Source organism: Pseudomonas sp. PGPR N4, from assembly GCF_059693665.1.
This window is the reverse complement of record NZ_JCAUKV010000003.1, coordinates 591347-611453: the sequence shown is the minus strand read 5'-3', so window position 1 is coordinate 611453 and position 20107 is coordinate 591347. Positions and strand designations below refer to the sequence as shown.

General features: G+C 61.5%; 14 protein-coding genes. 6 read left to right on the top strand and 8 right to left on the bottom strand.

What is annotated here, in order from left to right; translation table 11 throughout:
* Positions 1-4974 (bottom strand): retention module-containing protein (locus tag AC58X1_RS16745; protein WP_497429175.1); only part of this gene is annotated, 4974 nt, incomplete at its 3' end.
* 479 nt (positions 4975-5453) lie between these two features.
* On the opposite strand from AC58X1_RS16745, the gene AC58X1_RS16740 reads away from it, so the two are divergent.
* From AC58X1_RS16740 to AC58X1_RS16730, 3 genes are all read left to right on the top strand, one after another.
* A complete protein-coding gene (locus AC58X1_RS16740; protein ID WP_188035593.1) occupies positions 5454-6827 on the top strand; it encodes a TolC family outer membrane protein in 1374 nt (457 codons plus the stop codon).
* A 72-nt stretch (positions 6828-6899) separates the two neighbouring features.
* Positions 6900-9035: a type I secretion system permease/ATPase gene (locus tag AC58X1_RS16735; protein ID WP_188035596.1), complete on the top strand. Its 2136-nt coding sequence runs from the start codon at positions 6900-6902 to the stop codon at positions 9033-9035.
* A 21-nt stretch (positions 9036-9056) separates the two neighbouring features.
* Entirely contained in the window at positions 9057-10403 is a 1347-nt protein-coding gene (locus tag AC58X1_RS16730) for an HlyD family type I secretion periplasmic adaptor subunit (RefSeq protein WP_497429174.1), read from the top strand.
* Between the two features lies 1 nt (position 10404).
* Here the strand turns inward: AC58X1_RS16730 and AC58X1_RS16725 are convergent, their stop codons facing one another.
* The 3 genes from AC58X1_RS16725 to AC58X1_RS16715 all read right to left on the bottom strand — a co-directional run bounded on the left by AC58X1_RS16725 (position 10405) and on the right by AC58X1_RS16715 (position 13681).
* Positions 10405-11001, bottom strand: coding sequence for a tRNA-uridine aminocarboxypropyltransferase (locus AC58X1_RS16725; RefSeq protein ID WP_497429173.1), 597 nt, complete (start codon positions 10999-11001; stop codon positions 10405-10407).
* Between the two features lie 84 nt (positions 11002-11085).
* Positions 11086-12651 (bottom strand): methyl-accepting chemotaxis protein, encoded by a 1566-nt coding sequence (locus tag AC58X1_RS16720; protein ID WP_447735162.1) that lies wholly within the window; start codon positions 12649-12651, stop codon positions 11086-11088.
* 136 nt (positions 12652-12787) lie between these two features.
* Entirely contained in the window at positions 12788-13681 is an 894-nt protein-coding gene (locus tag AC58X1_RS16715) for a LysR family transcriptional regulator (RefSeq protein WP_101317631.1), read from the bottom strand.
* A gap of 235 nt (positions 13682-13916) precedes the next feature.
* Here AC58X1_RS16715 and speB point away from each other — a divergent pair, with 235 nt between their 5' ends.
* Positions 13917-14867, top strand: coding sequence for an agmatinase (speB, locus tag AC58X1_RS16710; protein ID WP_101317629.1), 951 nt, complete (start codon positions 13917-13919; stop codon positions 14865-14867).
* A 144-nt stretch (positions 14868-15011) separates the two neighbouring features.
* The gene (locus AC58X1_RS16705; RefSeq protein ID WP_101317627.1) at positions 15012-16391 is read left to right on the top strand and encodes a sodium:solute symporter family protein; all 1380 of its coding nucleotides are present in this window, start codon (positions 15012-15014) and stop codon (positions 16389-16391) included.
* A 64-nt stretch (positions 16392-16455) separates the two neighbouring features.
* Here the strand turns inward: AC58X1_RS16705 and AC58X1_RS16700 are convergent, their stop codons facing one another.
* The 3 genes from AC58X1_RS16700 to AC58X1_RS16690 all read right to left on the bottom strand — a co-directional run bounded on the left by AC58X1_RS16700 (position 16456) and on the right by AC58X1_RS16690 (position 18229).
* The gene (locus AC58X1_RS16700; RefSeq protein WP_256585700.1) at positions 16456-16584 is read right to left on the bottom strand and encodes a PA1414 family protein; all 129 of its coding nucleotides are present in this window, start codon (positions 16582-16584) and stop codon (positions 16456-16458) included.
* Positions 16585-16801: 217 nt separating this feature from the next.
* Positions 16802-17728, bottom strand: a complete 927-nt coding sequence (locus AC58X1_RS16695; RefSeq protein WP_101317625.1) for a DMT family transporter — start codon at positions 17726-17728, stop codon at positions 16802-16804.
* Positions 17729-17824: 96 nt separating this feature from the next.
* Positions 17825-18229: a transcriptional regulator gene (locus tag AC58X1_RS16690; RefSeq protein WP_259075260.1), complete on the bottom strand. Its 405-nt coding sequence runs from the start codon at positions 18227-18229 to the stop codon at positions 17825-17827.
* Between the two features lie 141 nt (positions 18230-18370).
* Between AC58X1_RS16690 and AC58X1_RS16685 the strand changes: the two genes are divergently transcribed.
* Positions 18371-18643 (top strand): hypothetical protein, encoded by a 273-nt coding sequence (locus AC58X1_RS16685; RefSeq protein ID WP_101317621.1) that lies wholly within the window; start codon positions 18371-18373, stop codon positions 18641-18643.
* A gap of 90 nt (positions 18644-18733) precedes the next feature.
* Here AC58X1_RS16685 and AC58X1_RS16680 read toward each other — a convergent pair whose 3' ends face one another.
* Complete coding sequence (locus AC58X1_RS16680) at positions 18734-20095, bottom strand: DEAD/DEAH box helicase (RefSeq protein ID WP_101317619.1); 1362 nt, start codon at positions 20093-20095, stop codon at positions 18734-18736.
* Between the last annotated feature and the right edge of the window lie 12 nt (positions 20096-20107).

Sequence of the window (20107 nt, the reverse complement as noted above, 5' to 3'; positions counted from 1 at the left end):
GACCGTCGCGGTGCTCTGGTCACCGTCGGCATCACGGATGGTGTAGACGAAGGTATCCGTGGCGCCCTCTGGGGCATTGCTGTTGGGGTACGAGTGGTAAACCCCGTTACCTTCGGCATCGAGGGTGATGTAGCCGTAAGTGCCCTGGACGTTAACGCCCAGTTGGCCAGAAGCAGGCGTCGAAGTATCTGAACCGGCCCGCACGCCGACCACGTACTTGCCGTCGGCAGACACATCCGCGCCGATCACGTCGTTGAGCAGTACGTTGCCACTGACCTGCCCGCCCATTTCCACACGAGCAACATCGCAGTGCGCCTGTGGTACGTCATCGACGATGCTGATGACGATGTTGCTGGTGGTGGTATTACCGAGCGAATCCTTGACCTGATAGGTAAAGCTCTCGGTGATGATGTTCGGCCCGTCGTTCTGATGGGTCGGCGAATTCGCCGGCGAGGTCAGGGTGTAGGTGTAGGAGCCATCGGCGTTGACCTGAATCTGCCCGAATTGCCCTGCAGTGTTGCCCACCAGGCTGTAGGTCAAAGCCCCAACGCCGCCTGTGACCGAACCGACCAAGGTCCCACTGGCTGTTTCGCCAATCGAGCCAGGTTGGCTGCCGGTGACGGTGCCAGGCGCCAGGTCGTTGCCGTCCTTGGTCAGGTCCAGAGCGTTTTCATGGACGGTGACATCGTGGTCTTGTGCAGCAACCATCTGGCAGTTGAGCACGTTAATGGTGACGGTCGCGGTGCTCTCATCGCCGTCAGCGTCGCGAATGGTATAGACGAAGGTATCCGTCGCGCCTGCTGGAGCATTGCTGTTCGGGTACGAGTGGTAAACCCCGTTACCTTCGGCATCGAGGGTGATGTAGCCGTAAGTGCCCTGGACGTTAACGCCCAGTTGGCCAGAAGCAGGCGTCGAAGTATCTGAACCGGCCCGCACGCCGACCACGTACTTGCCGTCGGCAGAAACATCCGCGCCGATCACATCATTGAGCAGTACGTTACCGCTGACCTGCCCACCCATTTCCACTCGGGCAACGTCGCAGTGCGCTTGGGGCACGTCGTCGACGATGCTGATGACGATGTTGCTGGTGGTGGTATTACCGAGCGAATCCTTGACCTGATAGGTAAAGCTCTCGGTGATGATGTTCGGCCCGTCGTTCTGATGGGTCGGCGAATTCGCCGGCGAGGTCAGGGTGTAGGTGTAGGAGCCATCGGCGTTGACCTGGATCTGCCCGAATTGCCCTTCGGTGTTGCCAACCAGGCTGTAGGTCAAAGCCCCAACGCCGCCTGTGACCGAACCGACCAAGGTCCCACTGGCTGTTTCGCCGGTCGAGCCAGGTTGGCTGCCGGTGACGGTGCCGGGCGCGAGGTCGTTACCGTCTTTGGTCAGGTCCAGAGCGTTTTCATGGACCGTGACATCGTGATCTGGTGCAGCAACCATCTGGCAATTGAGTACGTTGATGGTGACGGTTGCGGTGCTCTCATCGCCGTCTGCATCGCGGATGGTGTAGACGAAGGTGTCCGTCGCGCCTGCTGGAGCATTGCTGTTCGGGTTGGAGTGATAAACGCCGTTACCCTCAGCATCAAGGGTGATGTAGCCGTAAGTACCCTGGACACTGACGCCGAGTTGGCCAGAGGCAGGCGTCGATGTATCTGAACCGGCGCGTACACCGACTACGTATTTACCATCGGCGGAGACGTCGGCGCCGATCACGTCGTTGAGCAGCACGTTGCCACTGACCTGCCCACCCATTTCCACTCGGGCAACGTCGCAGTGCGCTTGGGGCACGTCGTCGACGATGCTGATGACGATGTTGCTGGTGGTGGTATTACCGAGCGAATCCTTGACCTGATAGGTAAAGCTCTCGGTAATGACGTTCGGCCCGTCATTTTGATGGGTCGGCGAATTCGCCGGCGAGGTCAGGGTGTAGGTGTAGGAGCCATCGGCGTTGACCTGAATCTGCCCGAATTGCCCTGCAGTGTTGCCCACCAGGCTGTAGGTCAAAGCCCCAACGCCGCCTGTGACCGAACCGACCAAGGTCCCACTGGCTGTTTCGCCAATCGAGCCAGGTTGGCTGCCGGTGACGGTGCCGGGCGCGAGGTCGTTGCCGTCCTTGGTCATGTCCAAGGCGTTTTCATACACTGTAACGTCAGTATCCTGCCCGGCAATCATCTGGCAGTTGTTGACGTTGATGGTAATGGTCGTGGTGCTCTGATCGCCGTCAGCATCGCGGATGGTGTAGACAAACACATCGGTAGCACCAGCCGGTGCATTGCTGTTCGGGTAGGCGTGATAAACGCCGTTACCTTCGGCATCCAGCGTGATGTAGCCATAGGTGCCCTGGACATTGACGCCCAACTGTCCAGAGGCTGGCGTGGAGGTATCGGAGCCGGCACGCACGCCAACTACATAGCGGCCATCGGCCAAGTCATCGGCGCCAATCACATCATTGGCCAGCACGTTGCCGCTGACCTGACCGCCTGCCTCGACTCTGGCGAAGTCGCAGTGAGCCTGCGGCACATCATCGACGATGGTTACATCGAGGCTGCCAGTGGCGGTACTGCCGTCGGTGTCCTTGGCAACGACCGTGAAGCTTTCCTGCAACCCATTGGTGCCGTTGCCATCGGGGTGAGTCTCGTTGTCGAGCAAGGTGTAGGTGTAGCTGACCACCCCTGTCGTAGGGTTGTAGCCGGTGATGGTGAGGGTGTTGCCCAGCGCGGTAGTGATCGTCTGCGGGAAGCCTGCGGCTACGCCGCCACTGATTACGTTGATGCCGCCGACGCTCAAAGATTGCAGGCCATCCGCCGCAATCACCGTGAAGGTGCCGCCTTGTTGCAGGGCCGGGCCGTCAGTTGCGCTGCCATCGATCAGGTTTTTCTCGTAAACGGTAACCTCGCCTCCGCTCACGTCGAGGCCGCCAAGTGTTACCGGGTCATTGAGGTTGCTGATGTTCAGGGTCAGGGTCGCACTGCTGGTGTCACCGTCAGCGTCTTTGATGGTGTAGGTGAAGGTCTCGATACCATTGCCACCGCCGGTAAGGCCTTTGAAATCGGCATCGTCAACGTTGAGGGTGTAGGTGTAGGTGCCATCCGCAGCCAGCACCAGCGTGCCGTAGGTACCGGTGAAGGTGCCGGCAACCACCGGGCCACCCACGACCCGGTCAGCGCCTTGTACGTCATTGCTGAGGACATTGCCGCTGAGTTCCACCTGCTGTTCTGTGGCCGTTACCGCGTTGGTGTCATCCACCGCCTTGGGCACATCGTCGACAATGCTCACGTCAAGGTTGGCCGAGGCAGTGCTGCCATCGCTGTCCTGGGCTGTCACGACAAATGTTTCGCCCAGGCTGTTGTTGCCGTTGCCGGTGGCGTGGGCTTCATTGTCGAGCAGCGTGTAGCTGTAGCTCACCACGCCTGTGGCCGGGTTGTAGCCGGTGATGGTCAGTGTGTTGCCCAGCGCGGTCGTGATCGACTGTGGAAAACCGCCTGCTGCGCCGCCGCTGACTACCGTGATGCCGCCCACGCTCAGGCTCTGCAAGCCATCTGGCGCGGCAACGGTAAAGGTCCCGTTCTGCGTCAGCGCAGCGCCGTCTGGCGCGCTGCCATTGACCAGATTCTTTTCATAGACAATCAGCTCACCACCGGCGACATCCAGCCCGCCGATCGTCACTGGGTCGTTGAGATTGCTGATGCTCAGCGTCAGGGTCGCGCTGCTGGTATCGCCGTCGGCGTCTCTGATGGTGTAGGTAAAGCTCTCGGTGCCACTGTCGCCACCTTTGAGCCCTTTGAAATCAGGGTCATCGGCGTTGAGGGTATAGGTGTAGGTACCGTCCGCAGCCAGCACCAATGTGCCGTAGGTGCCGCTGAAGGTACCGGCAATCACCGGCCCGCCGACGACCCGGTCGGCGCCCTGCACATCGTTGTTGAGTACGTTGCCGGTCAACTCAAGCTGCTGCTCGGTGGCTGTCACTGCGTTGCTGTCATTCACCGCTTTGGGCACATCGTCACGAATGATCACGTCGAGGCTGCCGCTGGCTACATCGCCATCGCTGTCGCTGACCTGCACCGGGAACTGCTCGCCGATCACGTTGCTGCCGCCACCGTTGGCGTGCTGCTCAGTGCCGTTAAGGGTGTAGCTGTAATTGACCACGCCGGTCGCCGGGTTGTAGCCGGTGATGGTCAGGGTGTTGCCAAGGGCGGTGGTGATGGATTGGCCAATACCGGTAACCACCCCGCCGGTGACTACGTTGATGCCACCTACGCTGAGATTGAACACGCCGTCGGCGGCGATAACGGTGAACGAGCCTTGCTGGGTCAGCGCCGCCGGGTTGCTGTTGGAGCCGTCGGGCAGGTTGGCCTCGTCGAGGAACAGTTCGCCGGGGCTGACATCAAGGCCTTGCAGGGTGACCGGGTTGTCTGGCGGATTCACCGGAGGTGGGGACGCGGGCGGCAGCACATCGTCGGAACTGGTCGGATCGAGGTCACCAATGTAGCCATTGACCAACAGCGGCACACCGTTGAAGCCCGCAGTCGGGAAGCCAACCGTAGGGTCTACGCGATCGGCAACTTCAGTCAGCATGACAAAGCTGTGGCCGCCGCCCAAAGCGCCTGGGGCACCTCCATTGGGCCCAGCCGCGGTAGCCTCGGCCTCTTCACTAGGGTCGGCACCCGCAGCGATGGCTTGTTGCAAGCGCTCGACATCGGTCAGCTGCGCCTGGCTGGGGGCGACGTCGTCGGTCTGCACATGGGTGGCCTGATTAGCCAGCAGCTCTGGCGACATCTGCAGGCTGCTGTCGCGGCCCAGGGTCAGCTCTGCGCCGTTGTCCAGGCGCACCGCAATGGCTCCGGCGTTACCGGTTTCGAGCTGTTCGCCAGCATAGAGTCGGTCGCCTTCGACCAACAGGCGGCGGCTGCCGTCGCTGTCGACCGCGAAAACCTGGCCGACCACCTTGCTGACCACTCCGATAAATTTAGCCATGCCCTACGTCTCCCCTGCCGAACGGATCCTGCAGCTTGAATGCAGCAAAAACACTGTGGCGCCGGGCCGAATAAAGGCGTCAATCAAACGCCAAAAGTCAGCAAACAGCTCTACACTGCGCAGGCCAAGCCGATAGAGATGATGGAATTTTGCTACTACAGAGTGACAATTAATTGTCGCCAAATTCCGACACGGCCCGTTTTCACTGAGTTCTTAGCTGCAAAAGTTCTGGAACTTGTTGCAATGACCTAAAACCGCTGACTACAGCTTGATTTATAGGCCCGTTGAGTAGAACAATGTCGCGGATTCTTTAGACCGCATAAGTTTTTTTTCGCATAGACCTTATGAACAAATCTTCTTAGCTCGCGCGTTAAATGTTCTTAGCTCTGTTGTTACAAACTTGAAACGGTCTACCTCATAATAATCGTCATTTTTTTGGCGAATGCTGGACACTTTTAGAGACAATGGAGATGTACCCCATGCGCGTTCTTACCCCCATCACCAGTGCAATCCTGTTGGCCATGGCGAGTGCCAACATTCAGGCGATGTCGATCACCGAAGCCGTTCAGAACGCCGTGGATCATCACCCGCAAATCAGTTCCTATCGCAACAGCCGGTTGTCTGCCGACGAAGATGTGAAATTCGCCCGTGGCGGGTTCTACCCAAGCGTCGATCTGGTTGCAGGTTACGGTCGCCAGCGCTCCGACAACCTCAACACCCGTGGTCTGAACGCTGACGGCACGCGCAACCACAACAAAGAAACCATGAACTACACCCAGTCCGAGCTGCGTCTGCGCCAGATGCTGTTCGACGGTTTCAACACTTCCAACGAAGTCGGCCGTACCGAAGCGGTTTCCAACTCGCGTGCCTACTACACTCAGGCAATCGCCCAGGACGTCGCCCTGCGTACCATCGAGGTCTACCTCGAAGTGCTCAAGCGTCGCGAACTGGTGACCCTGGCCAAGAACAACATGCAAGCGCACCTGCGCGTCAACGACCAGATCGGCCTGCGCACCGAGCGCGGTGTCGGCAGCAGTGCTGACCTCGATCAGTCGCGCGCACGTCGTGCCCTGGCTGAAAACAACCTGGACACCGCCGAAGTCGATCTGGCTGACGCCGAAGCCAACTTCTACAGCGTGGTCGGGCTGATGCCGGACGAGCTGGAAACCCCTTCGACCATCAAGGTGGAAATGCCGAGCACGCTGGAAGACGCACGCCGCGGCATGCAGGAAAACAACCCGTACCTGCGTTCGGCTCAGGCCGATGTGAATGCCGCCGAGAAGCAGTACGAAGTCGCCAAGTCGACCTTCTACCCGCGTGTGGACGCCATCCTCGCCACCGGCGCCAACAACAACCTGGGCGGCGAGCGCGGCCACAGCAACAACGATTGGCAAGCAGGCGTCGAGCTGAACTACAACCTGTTCCGCGGCGGCAGCGACAAGGCTCGCCTGCAGTCGGACTCGCACAAGATCAACCAGGCGCTGGACATCCGCAACAACGCCCTGCGCGAACTCAACGAGAACCTGAGCCTGTCGTGGAACGCCATGAACAACGCGCGCAAGCAGACGCCGACCGCGCGCGAATACGCTGAAACCACCCAGCGCGTGCGTGCCGCCTATCAGGATCAGTTCGGTCTTGGTCAGCGTACCCTGCTCGACGTACTCGACAGTGAGAACGAGCTGTACAACGCCAACCGCCGTTACACCGAAGTGCGTTACACCGAGGAATACTCGATGTACCGCGTACTTTCGACCATGGGTGAATTGCTCAGCAAACAGCGTATTGCGCTGCCGGCAGAAGCCATTGCCAAGACTGAAGTACGCAGCGAAGCGAAGTTGCCCGAAATGCGTTGACCGTTATCGAGCAACGTTTCGGATGTAGCCGTACACCCTCCATTGCGGCAGGAGTAGGCCATCGTGACCAGTATGCAAAATGCCCAGCCCCGGCTGGACGTTGACGATCCGTTGCTCGATGGCCTGTTGATTCTGTGCAAACTGCACGGCTGCCCCGCGAGCCGTGCCAGCTTGTGCAGCGGCCTACCGTTGGCCAGCCAGCGGCTGGGGCCCGAGTTATTGCCCAGAGCCGCAGCCCGCGCAGGCCTGCAAGCGCGGATTCTCAAGCGTGAGCTGGGCGCAATTTCCACACTCAACCTTCCTGTATTGCTGCTGCTCAAAGACGGCCGCTGTGCTGTTCTACAGCGCTTTGGCGAAGACGGCCGCGCGTTGATCCTGCCGTCCGAGGCCGAAGGCGGCGAGCAATGGGTCGAGCGCGAGGCGCTGGAACAGGCCTACGCCGGCGATGCCCTGTTTGCCCGCCCGCGGCACACTCTGGAAAACCTGCGCACCCCGCTGATGCCGAGGGTCGATGCCTGGTTTCGCGACACCTTGCGCCATTCCCGCTGGCTGTACAGCGATGCCTTGCTGGCCAGCCTGCTGATCAACCTGCTGGGCCTGATGGTGCCGCTGTTCGTCATGCAGACCTACGACCGGGTGGTGCCCAACCAGGCAGTCTCGACTTTGTGGGTGCTGGTGGCAGGGTTGTTCATCGGCACCGCCTTTGAAATGGTTCTGCGCATGGTCCGCGCGCACCTGCTGGACCAGGCCGGCAAGAAGACCGACCTGATCCTTTCGGCAACCCTGTTCGAACGCATCACCGGCATGTCGATGAAGGCGCGCCCGGCCACCATCGGCGGCTTCGCCCAGAGCATTCACGACTTCCAGGGGCTGCGCGAGTTTCTCACGGCGGTGACCTTGACCAGCATCATCGACCTGCCATTCGTGGCGTTGATGCTGGTGGTGGTTGGCCTGCTGGGCGGCTGGCTGGTGGTGATCCCGCTGATTGCCTTCCCGCTGGCAGTTGGTTTTGCCTTGATCATCCAGATCCGCCTGCGCGACACCGTGGAAAAAAGCCTGAGCCTGGGAGCAGTGCGCCAGGCCCTGTTGATCGAAACTCTGGGTGGGCTGGAAACGCTCAAGGCCAACGGCGCTGAAAGTGAGCGCCAGTACCATTGGGAGCAGACCAACGGCGCGATTGCCCGGCTCGATGCGCACGCACGCAACCTGTCTTCGCTGGCCAGCAACGGTACGCTGTTCATCCAACAGTTCTGCGGCATGGCAACGATCGTTGCCGGGGTCTACAGCATCATCGCCGGCAACCTCAGTGTCGGCGCACTGGTGGCTACCTACATGCTCGGCAGCCGGGTCCTGGCACCACTGGGCCAGATAGCGGGGCTGATCACCCGCTATCAGCAAGCGCAGCTGACCATGCGCAGCACCGATGCGCTGATGGCCTTGCCGCAAGAGCGCCAGGCCGAGCAACAGGCGCTGGAGCACACCAGCCTCAAGGGCGGCGTGGCCGTCAGCCATGTCAGCTTCCGCTACCCTGGCCAGACGGCTGCGGCGCTGAATGACGTCAATCTGACCCTGCAGCCCGGCGAGCGCATCGGTATCGTCGGCCGCAGCGGTTCGGGCAAAAGCACCTTGGGTCGGTTGCTGATGGGCTTCTATCATCCTGATGAAGGCCAGGTGTTGCTGGACAACCTCGACCTGCGCCAGCTGGACATCGCCGACCTGCGCAGCCAGATCGGCTACGTCGCCCACGACCTGCCGCTGCTGGCTGGCAGCCTGCGCGACAACCTCACCCTGGGGGCCCGCCACGTCAGCGACGCACGCATGCTCGAGGTGGCCGAACTGACCGGCGTGACCGAACTGGCGCGCCAGCATCCGCAGGGTTTCGACCGCCCTGTAGGCGAACGCGGCCAGCTGCTCTCGGGCGGCCAGCGCCAGGCCGTGCTGCTGGCCAGGGCGCTGCTGCTGGAGCCGCCGATCCTGATCCTCGACGAGCCCACCAGCCACATGGACAACAGCAGCGAAGAGCAACTGCGCCAGCGCCTGCTCGACTGGGTGCCGGGCAAGACCGTACTGCTGGTCACGCATCGGACCTCGATGCTGAGCCTGGTCGACCGCCTGCTGGTGCTGGACAACGGCAAGATCGTTGCCGACGGGCCGAAGGATGCAGTCATCGATGCGCTGCGCAAAGGGCGCATTGGCGCCGCGCTGTAGACGCTTTTGAGGAGTAGTCCGATGGCCTTCTTGCGCAGTTATTTCCAAGGTGCCGGCAAAACTGCCGAGCGCGACTACATGCCCGAACTGGCCGGCGCCACGCTGCAGGACTCGCCGCGCCTATCGCGCCTGACGGTGTGGCTGGCGGCGGCGCTGCTGCTGGTTGCGCTGGCCTGGGCGAGCCTGGCGGTGCTCGATGAGGTGACTGTCGGTGAGGGCAAGGCGATCCCCTCGGGCAAGGTCCAGGTGGTACAGAACCTTGAGGGCGGCATCGTCACCGAGATTTTCGTGCGTGAAGGTCAGATGGTCGCCAAGGGCGCAACCCTGCTGCGCCTTGACGACACCCGCTTTCTGTCCAACAAGGGCGAAAGCGAGGTCGACCGCTACGCACTGACGGCGCAGGTCGAACGGCTCTCGGCGGAGGCTGAAGGGCGTCCGTTCACCGTACCGGAAGAGATTCGCAGCAAGGCGCCACAGGTGGCCGAGGACGAGCTGGCGCTGTATCAGTCCCGGCAACGGCGGCTGACCAGCGAGAAGCAGACGCTCAACGAACAACTGCGGCAGAAGACCCAGGAACTGGCCGAGTTCCGCTCCAAGGTCGATCAGTACCGTTCGGCGTTGGGCTTGCTCCAGCAAGAACTGAACATGTCTTCGCCATTGGTGGGCACCGGAGCGATTTCGCCGGTGGAAATTTTGCGTTTGAAGCAGCGCACGGTCGAAGCCCGCGGTCAGCTCAACGCCACCAGCCTGGCCATTCCGCGGGCAGATGCGGCAGTGGCAGAAATCAAGAGCAAGATCCAGGAAGCCGATGCCACCTTCCGCTCGGAGGCGGCCAAGGAACTCAACGACAAGCGCACTGACCTGTCCAAGATCAGCGCCACCAGCATCGCCATCGACGACCGGGTCAAGCGCACCACGGTGGTGTCACCGGTGCGTGGCATCATCAAGCAGCTCAAGGTCAACACCATCGGCGGCGTGGTCCAGCCGGGCAGCGACCTGGTCGAGATCGTGCCAATCGAGGACAACCTGCTGATCGAAGCCAAGGTGCGCCCGCAGGACGTCGCCTTCCTGCACCCGGGGCAGACCGCGATGGTCAAGTTCAGCGCCTATGACTACACCATCTATGGTGGGCTGAAGGCCAAGCTGGAGCTGATTGGCGCCGATACCGTGACCGATGACAAGGGCAACGCGTTCTACCTGATCCAGGTGCGCACCGACAAGAATCACCTGGGCGGCGACAACAAGCCATTGCTGATCATTCCAGGGATGGTCGCCACGGTGGATATCATCACCGGGCAGAAAAGCGTGCTCGACTACTTGCTCAAACCGGTGCTCAAGGCCCGCACCGAGGCCATGCGCGAACGTTGATTCAGCAACCGTGGTTGCGCTCGAAGGTGTCGCGACCCATGGCGCGGATCTGGCCTTCGATCAAAGCGTCGAACGGGCGCAGCAGCTCGTCGAAACACCGTGGCTGCTCCAGCGCGTTGAGCGCCTGCACCACGGCTTCGATGGTGGCCAGGGCGCCCTCCTCCGGCGCCTTGCGCAGGCGATAGCGCGAAGCTGTCACCTGCGCCAGGGTCACCCGTGGCAGCGCTGCCAGCAGCGGATTCAGGTACAACAGCTTGCGCGCCTTGCGCCAGGTGCCATCCGGCACGATCAATAGCAACGGCTGCTCATCAGGTGACGCATACGCGGTCAGTGCCTGCGCCTCGTCACCGGGAAACAACAGCACCGGCCGATACCCCGGCGTTGCCAGCAACTCCGGCAGCTGGGCAAACACTTCCCCCACCCACAGCTGTGCATTGACCAGGCCGAGCGCGGCCAGGCGAGCAGTATTCAGCGCATGCGCGGTTTCACTGGGGTGCTGCAACAGGACGACCCGGGTAAGGCTGTCGAGACGAGGGATCAGCGGGCATAAGCAATGGTCTTGCGCGCGCTTGCAGCGTTCGCAGCGGGGTCTGGACATCGGGTTCTCCTGGAGGGCGCCAGTGTGCCATAGCCACTCGAGAAGAACATACAGCGCCCACGTCCATGTGGGTTCGGGAGGTGGTCAGCGGTTGAAACGTTCGGCCAGGCTGTGCAGGTACTCGGCCATCTGCTCCAGGTCCTGGCTGATCTCGGCGCCCTGCCTGGCCTGCCCGGCACTCTCGTCGCACAGGTGGGATATGCGCGTGATCTGCTGGTTGATGTCTTCAGCGACGTGGCTTTGCTGTTCCGAAGCAGTCGCCATCTGCTGGCTCATGCCGGTAATGCGACTGACCGCCTGGGCAATGCCGCTCAGCGCCTCACGCACCGCTTCGACACTGTGCACGCTGTCGCGGGAGATCTGTTCACCACGGCTAGCCGACGACACCGCACGCTCGGCGCCCGCACGCAGGCTGCTGATGATCTGGTGAATCTCGTCGGTCGAGGTGCGCGTGCGCTGGGCCAGTGAGCGCACCTCGTCGGCGACCACGGCAAAGCCACGGCCCTGCTCGCCCGCGCGGGCAGCTTCGATAGCCGCGTTAAGCGCCAGCAGGTTGGTCTGTTCGGCAATCGACGTGATCACATCGACCACGCTGCCAATCGACTGGGTCTGCTGAGCCAAGGCGTGCACGGCCTGGCCGATGTCATTGACCGCCTCGCTCATGCTGCCCATCGCCTGCAGGCTTTGCTGAGCCAGCTGGCTGCCGTGCTGGGCCAGTTGGTCAGCGTCACCGGCAGCATGGGCAGTGCTCTGCACGTTTTGCGAAACCTCCTGGATAGTCGCAGCCATCTGCGCAATGGCGGTGGCCGATTGCTCGGTTTCGCTGCGCTGGCGGTCAAGCATCTGCGCCTGGGCATCGGACAATCCAGCAGACTGCGCTGCGCGTGCCTTGACCCCGACACCTGCATCGACCAGGCGGGTCAGCGCCGTCTGCAAGCGCGCCTCTTCGCTGATGATGGCCAGGTCCAGCTGGCCATGCAGGCCGCGGTTATCGCTGTAGGTCAGGGCCACCAACGGGTCGGTGAAGGCTTTCGGGTGTTCGTCCAGGGTGCGCTGCAGAGCGCGAGCGTGCAGGCGGTTCAGCGCATAGCCGGCACCCAGCAGGCTGGCCAGCAGCACGGCGATCGCAGCCTGCGGCGCGAGCCAGAGATAGCCTGCAGTAGACAGCGCAGCAGCGGCCAGTATTGGCCAGCTCTGGCCAACCCCGTGCAGCACACGCGTCGACCACGACACTGCGTGCTGGCCACTGCGCAGGCGTGCGTATAGCCGTTCCGCACGGCTGATCTGTTCACGGCTGGGCACCGAGCGGACCGACTCATAACCACTGATGCGGCCGTTTTCGTACACCGCCGTGACATACGCGCTGACCCAATAGAAGTCACCGTTCTTGGCGCGGTTCTTGACCACGCCCATCCACGGTTTGCCCTGTTTGATGGTGTCCCACATCAGCGCAAATACCGGCGCCGGCATATCTGGATGGCGCACCAGATTGTGGGTTTGTCCGACCAGTTCATCGTAGGTAAAACCGCTGATGGCCACGAATGCGTCGTTGCAATAGGTAATGCGGCTATTGAGGTCGGTAGTGGAAATAAGCCGCTGTTCGTTGGGGAAGGTTCTTTCATGCTCGGTAACGGGCAAGTTCAGGCGCATCAAGGCAATCCTTGCGTGTGCAAACGATGGAAATTCATCAGGGGCCAATCAATATTTAGCAGAGCGAAAGCCTGTCAGCAGGCACTTTTGTAGGAAATTTACCGTTCCTGACGGAGTGCATTCATCCAAGCGTTTATCAGCTGACGTTCAGCTGACTTTTGAGCAAATCACGGAAGGTCTGAATCAATGGTTCGCGGCTACGGCCGCGACGGATGATCAGGGAGAACGGGGCTTGGTAACCAAATGTGGCGGGCGATAATACGCGCAAATCGCCCTTGTCGACCCACGCCTGTGCATAGTGCTCGGGCAGATAGCCGATATAGGCGCCGGACAGGATCAGGATCAGCTGCGCCTCCATGCTTTCCACCGTTGCCGCGCTGTGCTTGAAGCCGTGCCGGGCCAGCTCGGCCTGGCTCCAGTAGCCTCGCCCAACCATGCGCTGCTGGGTAATGACGGGCTCCGGAATCCGCCTCTCGGCGAACAACGAATGGCGGTTGCTGCAGTAAAGCCAATGCTGCTCGCGATACAGCGGTTGATAGACCAGACCGCTCATGCGCGAAGAAAACGCACCGATGGCCAGGTCCAGGCGGTTGTCCTGCACCCCCAGCTGCAGCTCGTATGGACTGGACACCGACAAGTGCAGGTGCACGGCCGGATGCTCCTGGCTGTAGGCGCCAATCGCCTCTGCCAGCGGCAAGGCGCGATCGCCTACGGTCGAGTCGAGCACGCCAAGGTTGAGCGTGCCGCGCAATTCACCTTTGAGCGCCGCGGCGTACTGTTCGAAGCCATCCAGCTCGGCCAGCAGGCGCAGCGTCTCCTGGTGGAACAGCTCGCCCTTGCTGGTCAGGCTGAAGCCACCGCGGCCACGGTGGCAGAGCACGATGCCTAACCCCGCCTCCAGCTGGCTCATGTAGGTGCTGATGGCCGACGTCGACAGGTTCAGCTCACGCTGGGCATTTGCAAAGCCCTGGTGGCGCACCACGCTGACAAAGATCCGCAGCAGTTTCGGGTCGGGCAGTGACGAGGCCATGGTGGTGATCGGTCCGCAGTGGCAGTGGGCAAGTGGCAATGGGCGGAGTCTACCTTGGCGGCGGCCTTTAGTTCAGAGATTCCTGAACTAAGTATTTGTCGGTAGCGATTCTTCTCGGCCACCAGCTTGCGCAGACTGCCCGCAATGACCCTGCTCGCCGCCCGCTGCGCTCAGTTGCAGCATGTTGGCCCAGGTTCGAACAACCATAACAATCGACCGACTGATGAGGCCCACTGTGGACAAGACTCTGCACCAACCACTGGGCGGCAACGAAATGCCGCGTTTCGGCGGCATCGCCACCATGCTCCGCTTGCCCCACCTGCAAAGCCCTGAAGGCCTGGACGCCGCGTTTGTCGGCGTGCCGCTGGACATCGGCACCTCGCTGCGCTCCGGCACCCGCTTCGGCCCGCGCCAGATCCGCGCCGAATCAGTCATGATCCGCCCCTACAACATGGCCACCGGCGCCGCGCCCTTCGACTCGCTGTCGGTTGCCGATATCGGCGATGTGGCGATCAACACCTTCAATCTGCTGGACGCCGTGCGCATCATCGAAGAAGCCTACGACACCATCGTCGAACACAACGTGATCCCGCTGACCTTGGGTGGTGACCACACCATCACCCTGCCGATTCTGCGCGCGCTGCACAAAAAACACGGCAAGATCGGCCTGGTGCACATCGATGCCCACGCCGACGTCAACGACCACATGTTCGGCGAGAAGATCGCCCACGGCACCACCTTCCGCCGCGCCGTCGAAGAAGGCCTGCTCGATTGCGACCGGGTCGTGCAGATTGGCCTGCGCGCCCAAGGCTACACGGCCGATGACTTCAACTGGAGCCGCCGCCAGGGCTTTCGCGTAGTGCAGGCCGAAGAGTGCTGGCACAAGTCGCTGGAGCCGTTGATGGCTGAAGTGCGTGAGAAGGTCGCGGGTGGCCCGGTATATCTGTCCTTCGACATCGATGGCATCGACCCGGCTTGGGCGCCCGGCACCGGCACCCCGGAAATTGGCGGCCTGACCACCATTCAGGCCATCGAAATCATCCGCGGCTGTCAGGGCCTGGACCTGATCGGCTGTGACCTGGTCGAGGTCTCCCCACCTTACGACACCACCGGCAACACCTCGCTGCTGGGCGCCAACCTGCTGTTTGAAATGCTTTGCGTACTGCCAGGAGTAGCGCGCCGCTAAGGATGTCGACAGCGCGCTCGATTGCAGTCGCGCTGCTTGCATGGGCCAGTGACAGGCCCACCCGTACTTGCTGATACCGCCGGGCACCGTGAGGCTGCCCGGGCACTTGATCTCGCCATAATAATGATAATCGGGAGACCCCCAATGGCCTTGGACATCATCGTTGTATTGATCTATGCCGCCGGCATGCTCGCTCTGGGCTGGTACGGCATGCGCCGCGCGAAAACCCATGAAGACTACCTGGTGGCCGGGCGCAACCTCGGCCCGACCTTGTACATGGGCACCATGGCCACCACCGTCCTCGGCGGCGCATCGACCGTCGGCACCGTCCGCCTGGGCTATGTACACGGCATCTCCGGCTTCTGGCTCTGCGCCGCACTGGGTCTGGGCATCATTGCGCTGAACCTGTTCCTGGCCAAACCGCTGCTGCGCCTGCGCATCTTCACCGTGACCCAGGTGCTGGAGCGGCGTTACAACCCGATGGCGCGCCAGGCCAGCGCGCTGATCATGCTGGCCTATGCCTTGATGATCGGGGTGACCTCGACCCTGGCTATGGGCACCGTGCTGCAAGTGCTGCTCGACCTGCCGTTCTGGCTGTCGGTGCTGCTCGGCGGTGGCGTGGTGGTGATCTACTCGACCATTGGCGGCATGTGGTCGCTGACCCTGACCGACATCGTCCAGTTCGTGATCAAGACCGTGGGCCTGATGTTCATCCTGCTGCCGGTGTGCCTGTACAAGGTCGGCGGTTGGGATCAACTGGTGGCGCAACTGCCGGCGTCCAGCTTCAACTGGACCACCATCGGCTGGGACACCATCCTCACCTACTTCCTGATTTACTTCTTCGGCATCCTGATCGGCCAGGATATCTGGCAGCGGGTGTTCACCGCGCGGGATGAAAAAGTCTGCCAGCGCGCCGGTACCACTGCGGGTGTCTACTGCGTGTTGTACGGCCTGGCCTGTGCCCTGATCGGCATGGCGGCACATGTGCTGCTGCCGGACCTGGCCAACCCCAACAACGCCTTCGCCGCCATGATCAAGACCACCCTGCCTGACGGCATTCGCGGCCTGCTGATGGCTGCCGCGTTGGCGGCGATGATGTCGACCGCGAGTGCCGGCCTGCTGGCGGCCTCGACCACGGTCACCGAAGACCTGCTGCCCAAGCTGCGCGGTGGCAAGCAATCGAGCCTGGCCACCAGCCGCCTGTTCACCCTACTCACCGGCCTGGTGGTGTTGGCCATCGCCCTGGCAGTGAATGATGTAATCAGCGCTCTGACCCTGGCCTACAACCTGTTGGTGGGCGGCATGCTGATCCCGCTGATGGGCGCGATTTTCTGGAAGCGCGCAACTACCGCAGGAGCCATCGCCAGCATGTCGCTGGGCTTTGCCACCGCGCTGTTGTTCATGGTCAAGGATGGCCTGGATGCCAATACGCCGATCTACTATAGCCTGGCGGTTGGCCTGGTGAGCTTTGTGCTGGTCAGCCTGCTGTCGCGGCGGCCGGTGGCTAGCGCAAATCTGGCCTGATTTGACTGCACTGCGCTGAAAAGACAAAGGCCGCTGCATAGTCAAATGCGGCGGCCTTTTCGTTTCAACGGCGACGAGGCTGGCGTTTGCGCTGCTCTTCGTCGGTGGGGATCGGCACCGGTTGCAGCGGTGGCGGTATCAGACCCAAGGCGACAGCCAGGTCATGGAGCCAGTTGAACAGTGGTGTTTTCATAGTGCCCCCTTCACGGGTCAGCCTCACGGCAAATCGATCATTCGATGTTTCATACAGATCATAGTCCTATGTCCTGCATTACGCATGCGTCTAATCCTATACATAAGGCCGATTTTGACAGGGATCAAGCAGCGGCGGGCTGTTCCGACCGCCGGTCAACTGTTTCTCCCTGTTGCAAGCGGCGTTTGGAGGGGGGTTGCTGCGACATTTAACCGCCTCAACCAACCACCTTGCGCAACTGCCGACGCACCCAAGGCTCAGCGCTGACCAACACTACTCCGGCCAAAACCATCAACGCACCGAGCACAAAATTCACGCTCAACGGCTCACCCAGCAATAGCACGCCAAAGGTCACGCCAAACAGCGGAGTAATGAAAGAGAACACCGCCAGGTTCGAAGCCAGGTACTTACGCAACAACCAGAACCAGGTCAGGTAACTGACAAACGACACTACCACGCCCTGGAAAAGCACACTGCCCATCGCCAGCGGTGTAAGCGTGACCATGCCGATCTGCCCAGTGAGCAGAGCAATCATCAGCAATCCGACAAAACCCACCATCAACTGATAGAACAAGGTCAGGGTCGCCGGCGCTTCAGACAACCGCGAGCCACGCACGACCACTGTAGTAGCTCCCCAGGCCAAGCCAGCCAGCACACCGAAGGCATCACCCAGCAGCGTTCGCCCATCAATCTGATCCAGCTGCACGCCTCCCGCAAACGCTAACGCGATACCCGCGAACGACAGCAGGATGCCCAGCCACTGCAGCAACCTGAGGCGCTCGCTGGGCAGCATGAAGTGCAAACCCAAGGCGGTAAAAATCGGCGCGGTATAGAGGAACACCGACATATGCGCCGCCGAGGTCAGCTTGAGCCCCTCGGCAATGAACATGAATTCCAGGCCAAACAAAGCGCCCGCCAGCAACCCCGCGCGCCAAGTGCTACCCACCTGCCCCCAGCCGCCCCTCCAGCAGATCAGCAGGCCGACCAGCAGCGCAGCGATGCCAGAGCGAAACGCCGCCTGCATCACTGGCGCGATATCCGCAGCGGCCCATTTGATCATGACCTGCTGACTGCCCCAGATCAGACACAAGCCGAGCATCAATTGCAGGGCAAAGGCATCAGGGTTCTTGCGGGCCGCGCTCATAGGCGGGCCTCGGTGTGATTCGCAGGCATGGGCAAGGCTCGGCAGATAAGTGGATCAGACTGCGATTATCGGACGCCGAAGCCCGGCCCGGCCAGCCTAAATTGCACCGCCAGCGATTTGCGCCTTCGACGACACGTGATCGAAGGTCGCCTGATCCAGCGCATCGGCTTGCTCATCCAACACCTGACGCGGATGCTCGAAGCCGGGGATGCTGCTGTCGATCATGCTGAGCAGGCGCGAACCACGCTCGGTGAGCACGAAATTTTCACCGTTCCCGCCCTCTTCTTCCGGGCGGCTGGCAATGTAGCCGCGATCGAGCAGCAGCTTTTCGTATTCGCAGGCGCGGGTTTTCAGCTGGTCCAGGTCACCCACGGGCTGGCCTTTGGCAGCCAGCGCGGCGGCGTGTTGTTCGGCGTAAGGGCGAGGCGTGAAGCTTTGTTCAGCGCCGTTTTGCACTTCGTGCAACAGGCGTTCGATCAAATCCCAGTCGTAGTGGCTCATGGCGATGGCTCCTTGCTGTGGACGGAAAGAGGTACACAGGGTGGGACATGCGGGTGTTGGCAAGCGTTCAGAAGGCCTGACCACATGAACTTTCCAGCCGCTGGCCCCTCAACCGGATAACGCCAACAAGGAGGTCAACCCGTGAAAATCCTAAGCAGCTGTGCCATTGCCGTCGGTCTGTGCATCGCCCTGCCAAGCTGGGCCTGCACGCCGGAAGAAGCCACCGCCAAACGCGAAGAGCTGGCCAAGGTGGTCAGCCAACTGACTGAGCAAAACCCGCAAAAGGCCAAGGAAATCAACGACGAGTTGCAGGGCATGGACCTGGCGACTGAAAGCAAGGATGTGCCGGACAAGTGCCAGCTGATCGAGCACCGTCTGCAGGAGCTGAAAACTGCGGAGAAGAAAGCGGAGTGATCAGGCGCAACGCCTGCGGCTAGATCAACTGCAGCCCGCCGCTGAAGGGCGGGCGCAGATCAGGGGCCGCGAACGCGACCCCGGAGAGACTTACTCTGGCTTGGGCGCGCGCTTTTTCAGCGGAGCCATGCCATCGACGCTGGCCAATGGCGCGTTAGGACGCGGCTTGGCAGTTGGCTTGCGCTTGGCAGCAGCCTTCTTCTCGCCAGTCTTCTTGTCGACTTTTTTCTTCTTGACGCCGACGGCCTTGCCGGACGCCTTGACCTTCTTCGGCCCGTTGTAGGTGCCTTTGACTTCCTTGATCAGGCGGCGCTGGAACTGCTGCTTGAGGTAGCGCTCGATGCTCGACATCAAGTTCCAGTCGTTGTGGGTTATCAGCGAGATCGCCAGACCTTCCCCACCCGCACGGCCGGTACGGCCGATACGGTGTACGTACTCGTCACCGCTGCGCGGCATGTCGAAGTTGATCACCAGATCGAGGCCATCGATGTCCAGGCCACGGGCCGCTACGTCGGTTGCTACCAGCACCTTGGAGCCGCCTTGCTTGAAGCGCTCGATGGCCAGTTTGCGGTCTTTCTGGTCCTTGTCACCGTGCAACACGAACGCTTTGATGTCCTTGGCCACCAGGTGACCATAGACACGGTCGGCAGCTACGCGGGTGTTGGTGAAGATGATCGCCTTCTGGAAGGTTTCGTTGTCCAGCAGCCAGTGGATGATCTTCTCTTTGTGCTGGTCATGGTCAGCCATGATGATCTGCTGACGGGTGCCCTCAGCCAGCTGCGAGACGCTGTTGAGCATCAGGTGCTCTGGATCCTTGAGGATCTTGCCGATGATATCGCGCAGCGCGGCGCCGCCGGTGGTGGCAGAGAACAGCAGGGTCTGCTCGCGGTTCTCGCACTCTTTGCACAGACGCTCCATGTCTTCGGCAAAACCCATGTCGAGCATGCGGTCGGCTTCGTCCAGTACCAGCACCTGCACATGCGACAGGTCGAGGTTGCCGGCGTTGAGCTGCTCGAGCAGGCGCCCTGGGGTGCCGATCAGCACGTCCGGCACCTTGCGCAGCATGGCCGCTTGTTCCTTGAAGTCTTCACCGCCGGTGACCAAACCCGACTTGATGTAGGTGAACTGAGAGAACAGCTCGACCTGCTTGAGGGTCTGCTGAGCCAGCTCACGGGTCGGCAGCAGGATCAGCGCACGGATCTCGACGCGCGGGCCGCCCAGGTCAGCCAGGCGGTTGAGCATCGGCAGGACGAACGCAGCGGTCTTGCCGCTACCGGTTTGTGCCGTTACCCGCAGGTCTCGCCCTTGCAACGCCAAGGGGATGGCCGCCGCCTGTACCGGAGTCGGCTCGACAAATTTCAGCTCGGCCACGGCTTTAAGGATGCGTTCATGCAGGGCGAATTGGGAAAACACGGGGGTAACCTCGGGCAAGTGCGTAAATTCAAGTTGCATAGGGTACCGTTT

Coding starts and splice junctions, on each gene's coding strand:
- AC58X1_RS16720 (WP_447735162.1), bottom strand. CDS start 12,651: ATGCGCCTGAACTTGCCCGTTACCGAGCATGAAAGAACCTTCCCCAAC.
- AC58X1_RS16740 (WP_188035593.1), top strand. CDS start 5,454: ATGCGCGTTCTTACCCCCATCACCAGTGCAATCCTGTTGGCCATGGCG.
- AC58X1_RS16700 (WP_256585700.1), bottom strand. CDS start 16,584: ATGAAAACACCACTGTTCAACTGGCTCCATGACCTGGCTGTCGCCTTG.
- AC58X1_RS16715 (WP_101317631.1), bottom strand. CDS start 13,681: ATGGCCTCGTCACTGCCCGACCCGAAACTGCTGCGGATCTTTGTCAGC.
- AC58X1_RS16680 (WP_101317619.1), bottom strand. CDS start 20,095: ATGCAACTTGAATTTACGCACTTGCCCGAGGTTACCCCCGTGTTTTCC.
- AC58X1_RS16735 (WP_188035596.1), top strand. CDS start 6,900: ATGCAAAATGCCCAGCCCCGGCTGGACGTTGACGATCCGTTGCTCGAT.
- AC58X1_RS16730 (WP_497429174.1), top strand. CDS start 9,057: ATGGCCTTCTTGCGCAGTTATTTCCAAGGTGCCGGCAAAACTGCCGAG.
- AC58X1_RS16690 (WP_259075260.1), bottom strand. CDS start 18,229: ATGAGCCACTACGACTGGGATTTGATCGAACGCCTGTTGCACGAAGTG.
- AC58X1_RS16705 (WP_101317627.1), top strand. CDS start 15,012: ATGGCCTTGGACATCATCGTTGTATTGATCTATGCCGCCGGCATGCTC.
- AC58X1_RS16725 (WP_497429173.1), bottom strand. CDS start 11,001: ATGTCCAGACCCCGCTGCGAACGCTGCAAGCGCGCGCAAGACCATTGC.
- AC58X1_RS16695 (WP_101317625.1), bottom strand. CDS start 17,728: ATGAGCGCGGCCCGCAAGAACCCTGATGCCTTTGCCCTGCAATTGATG.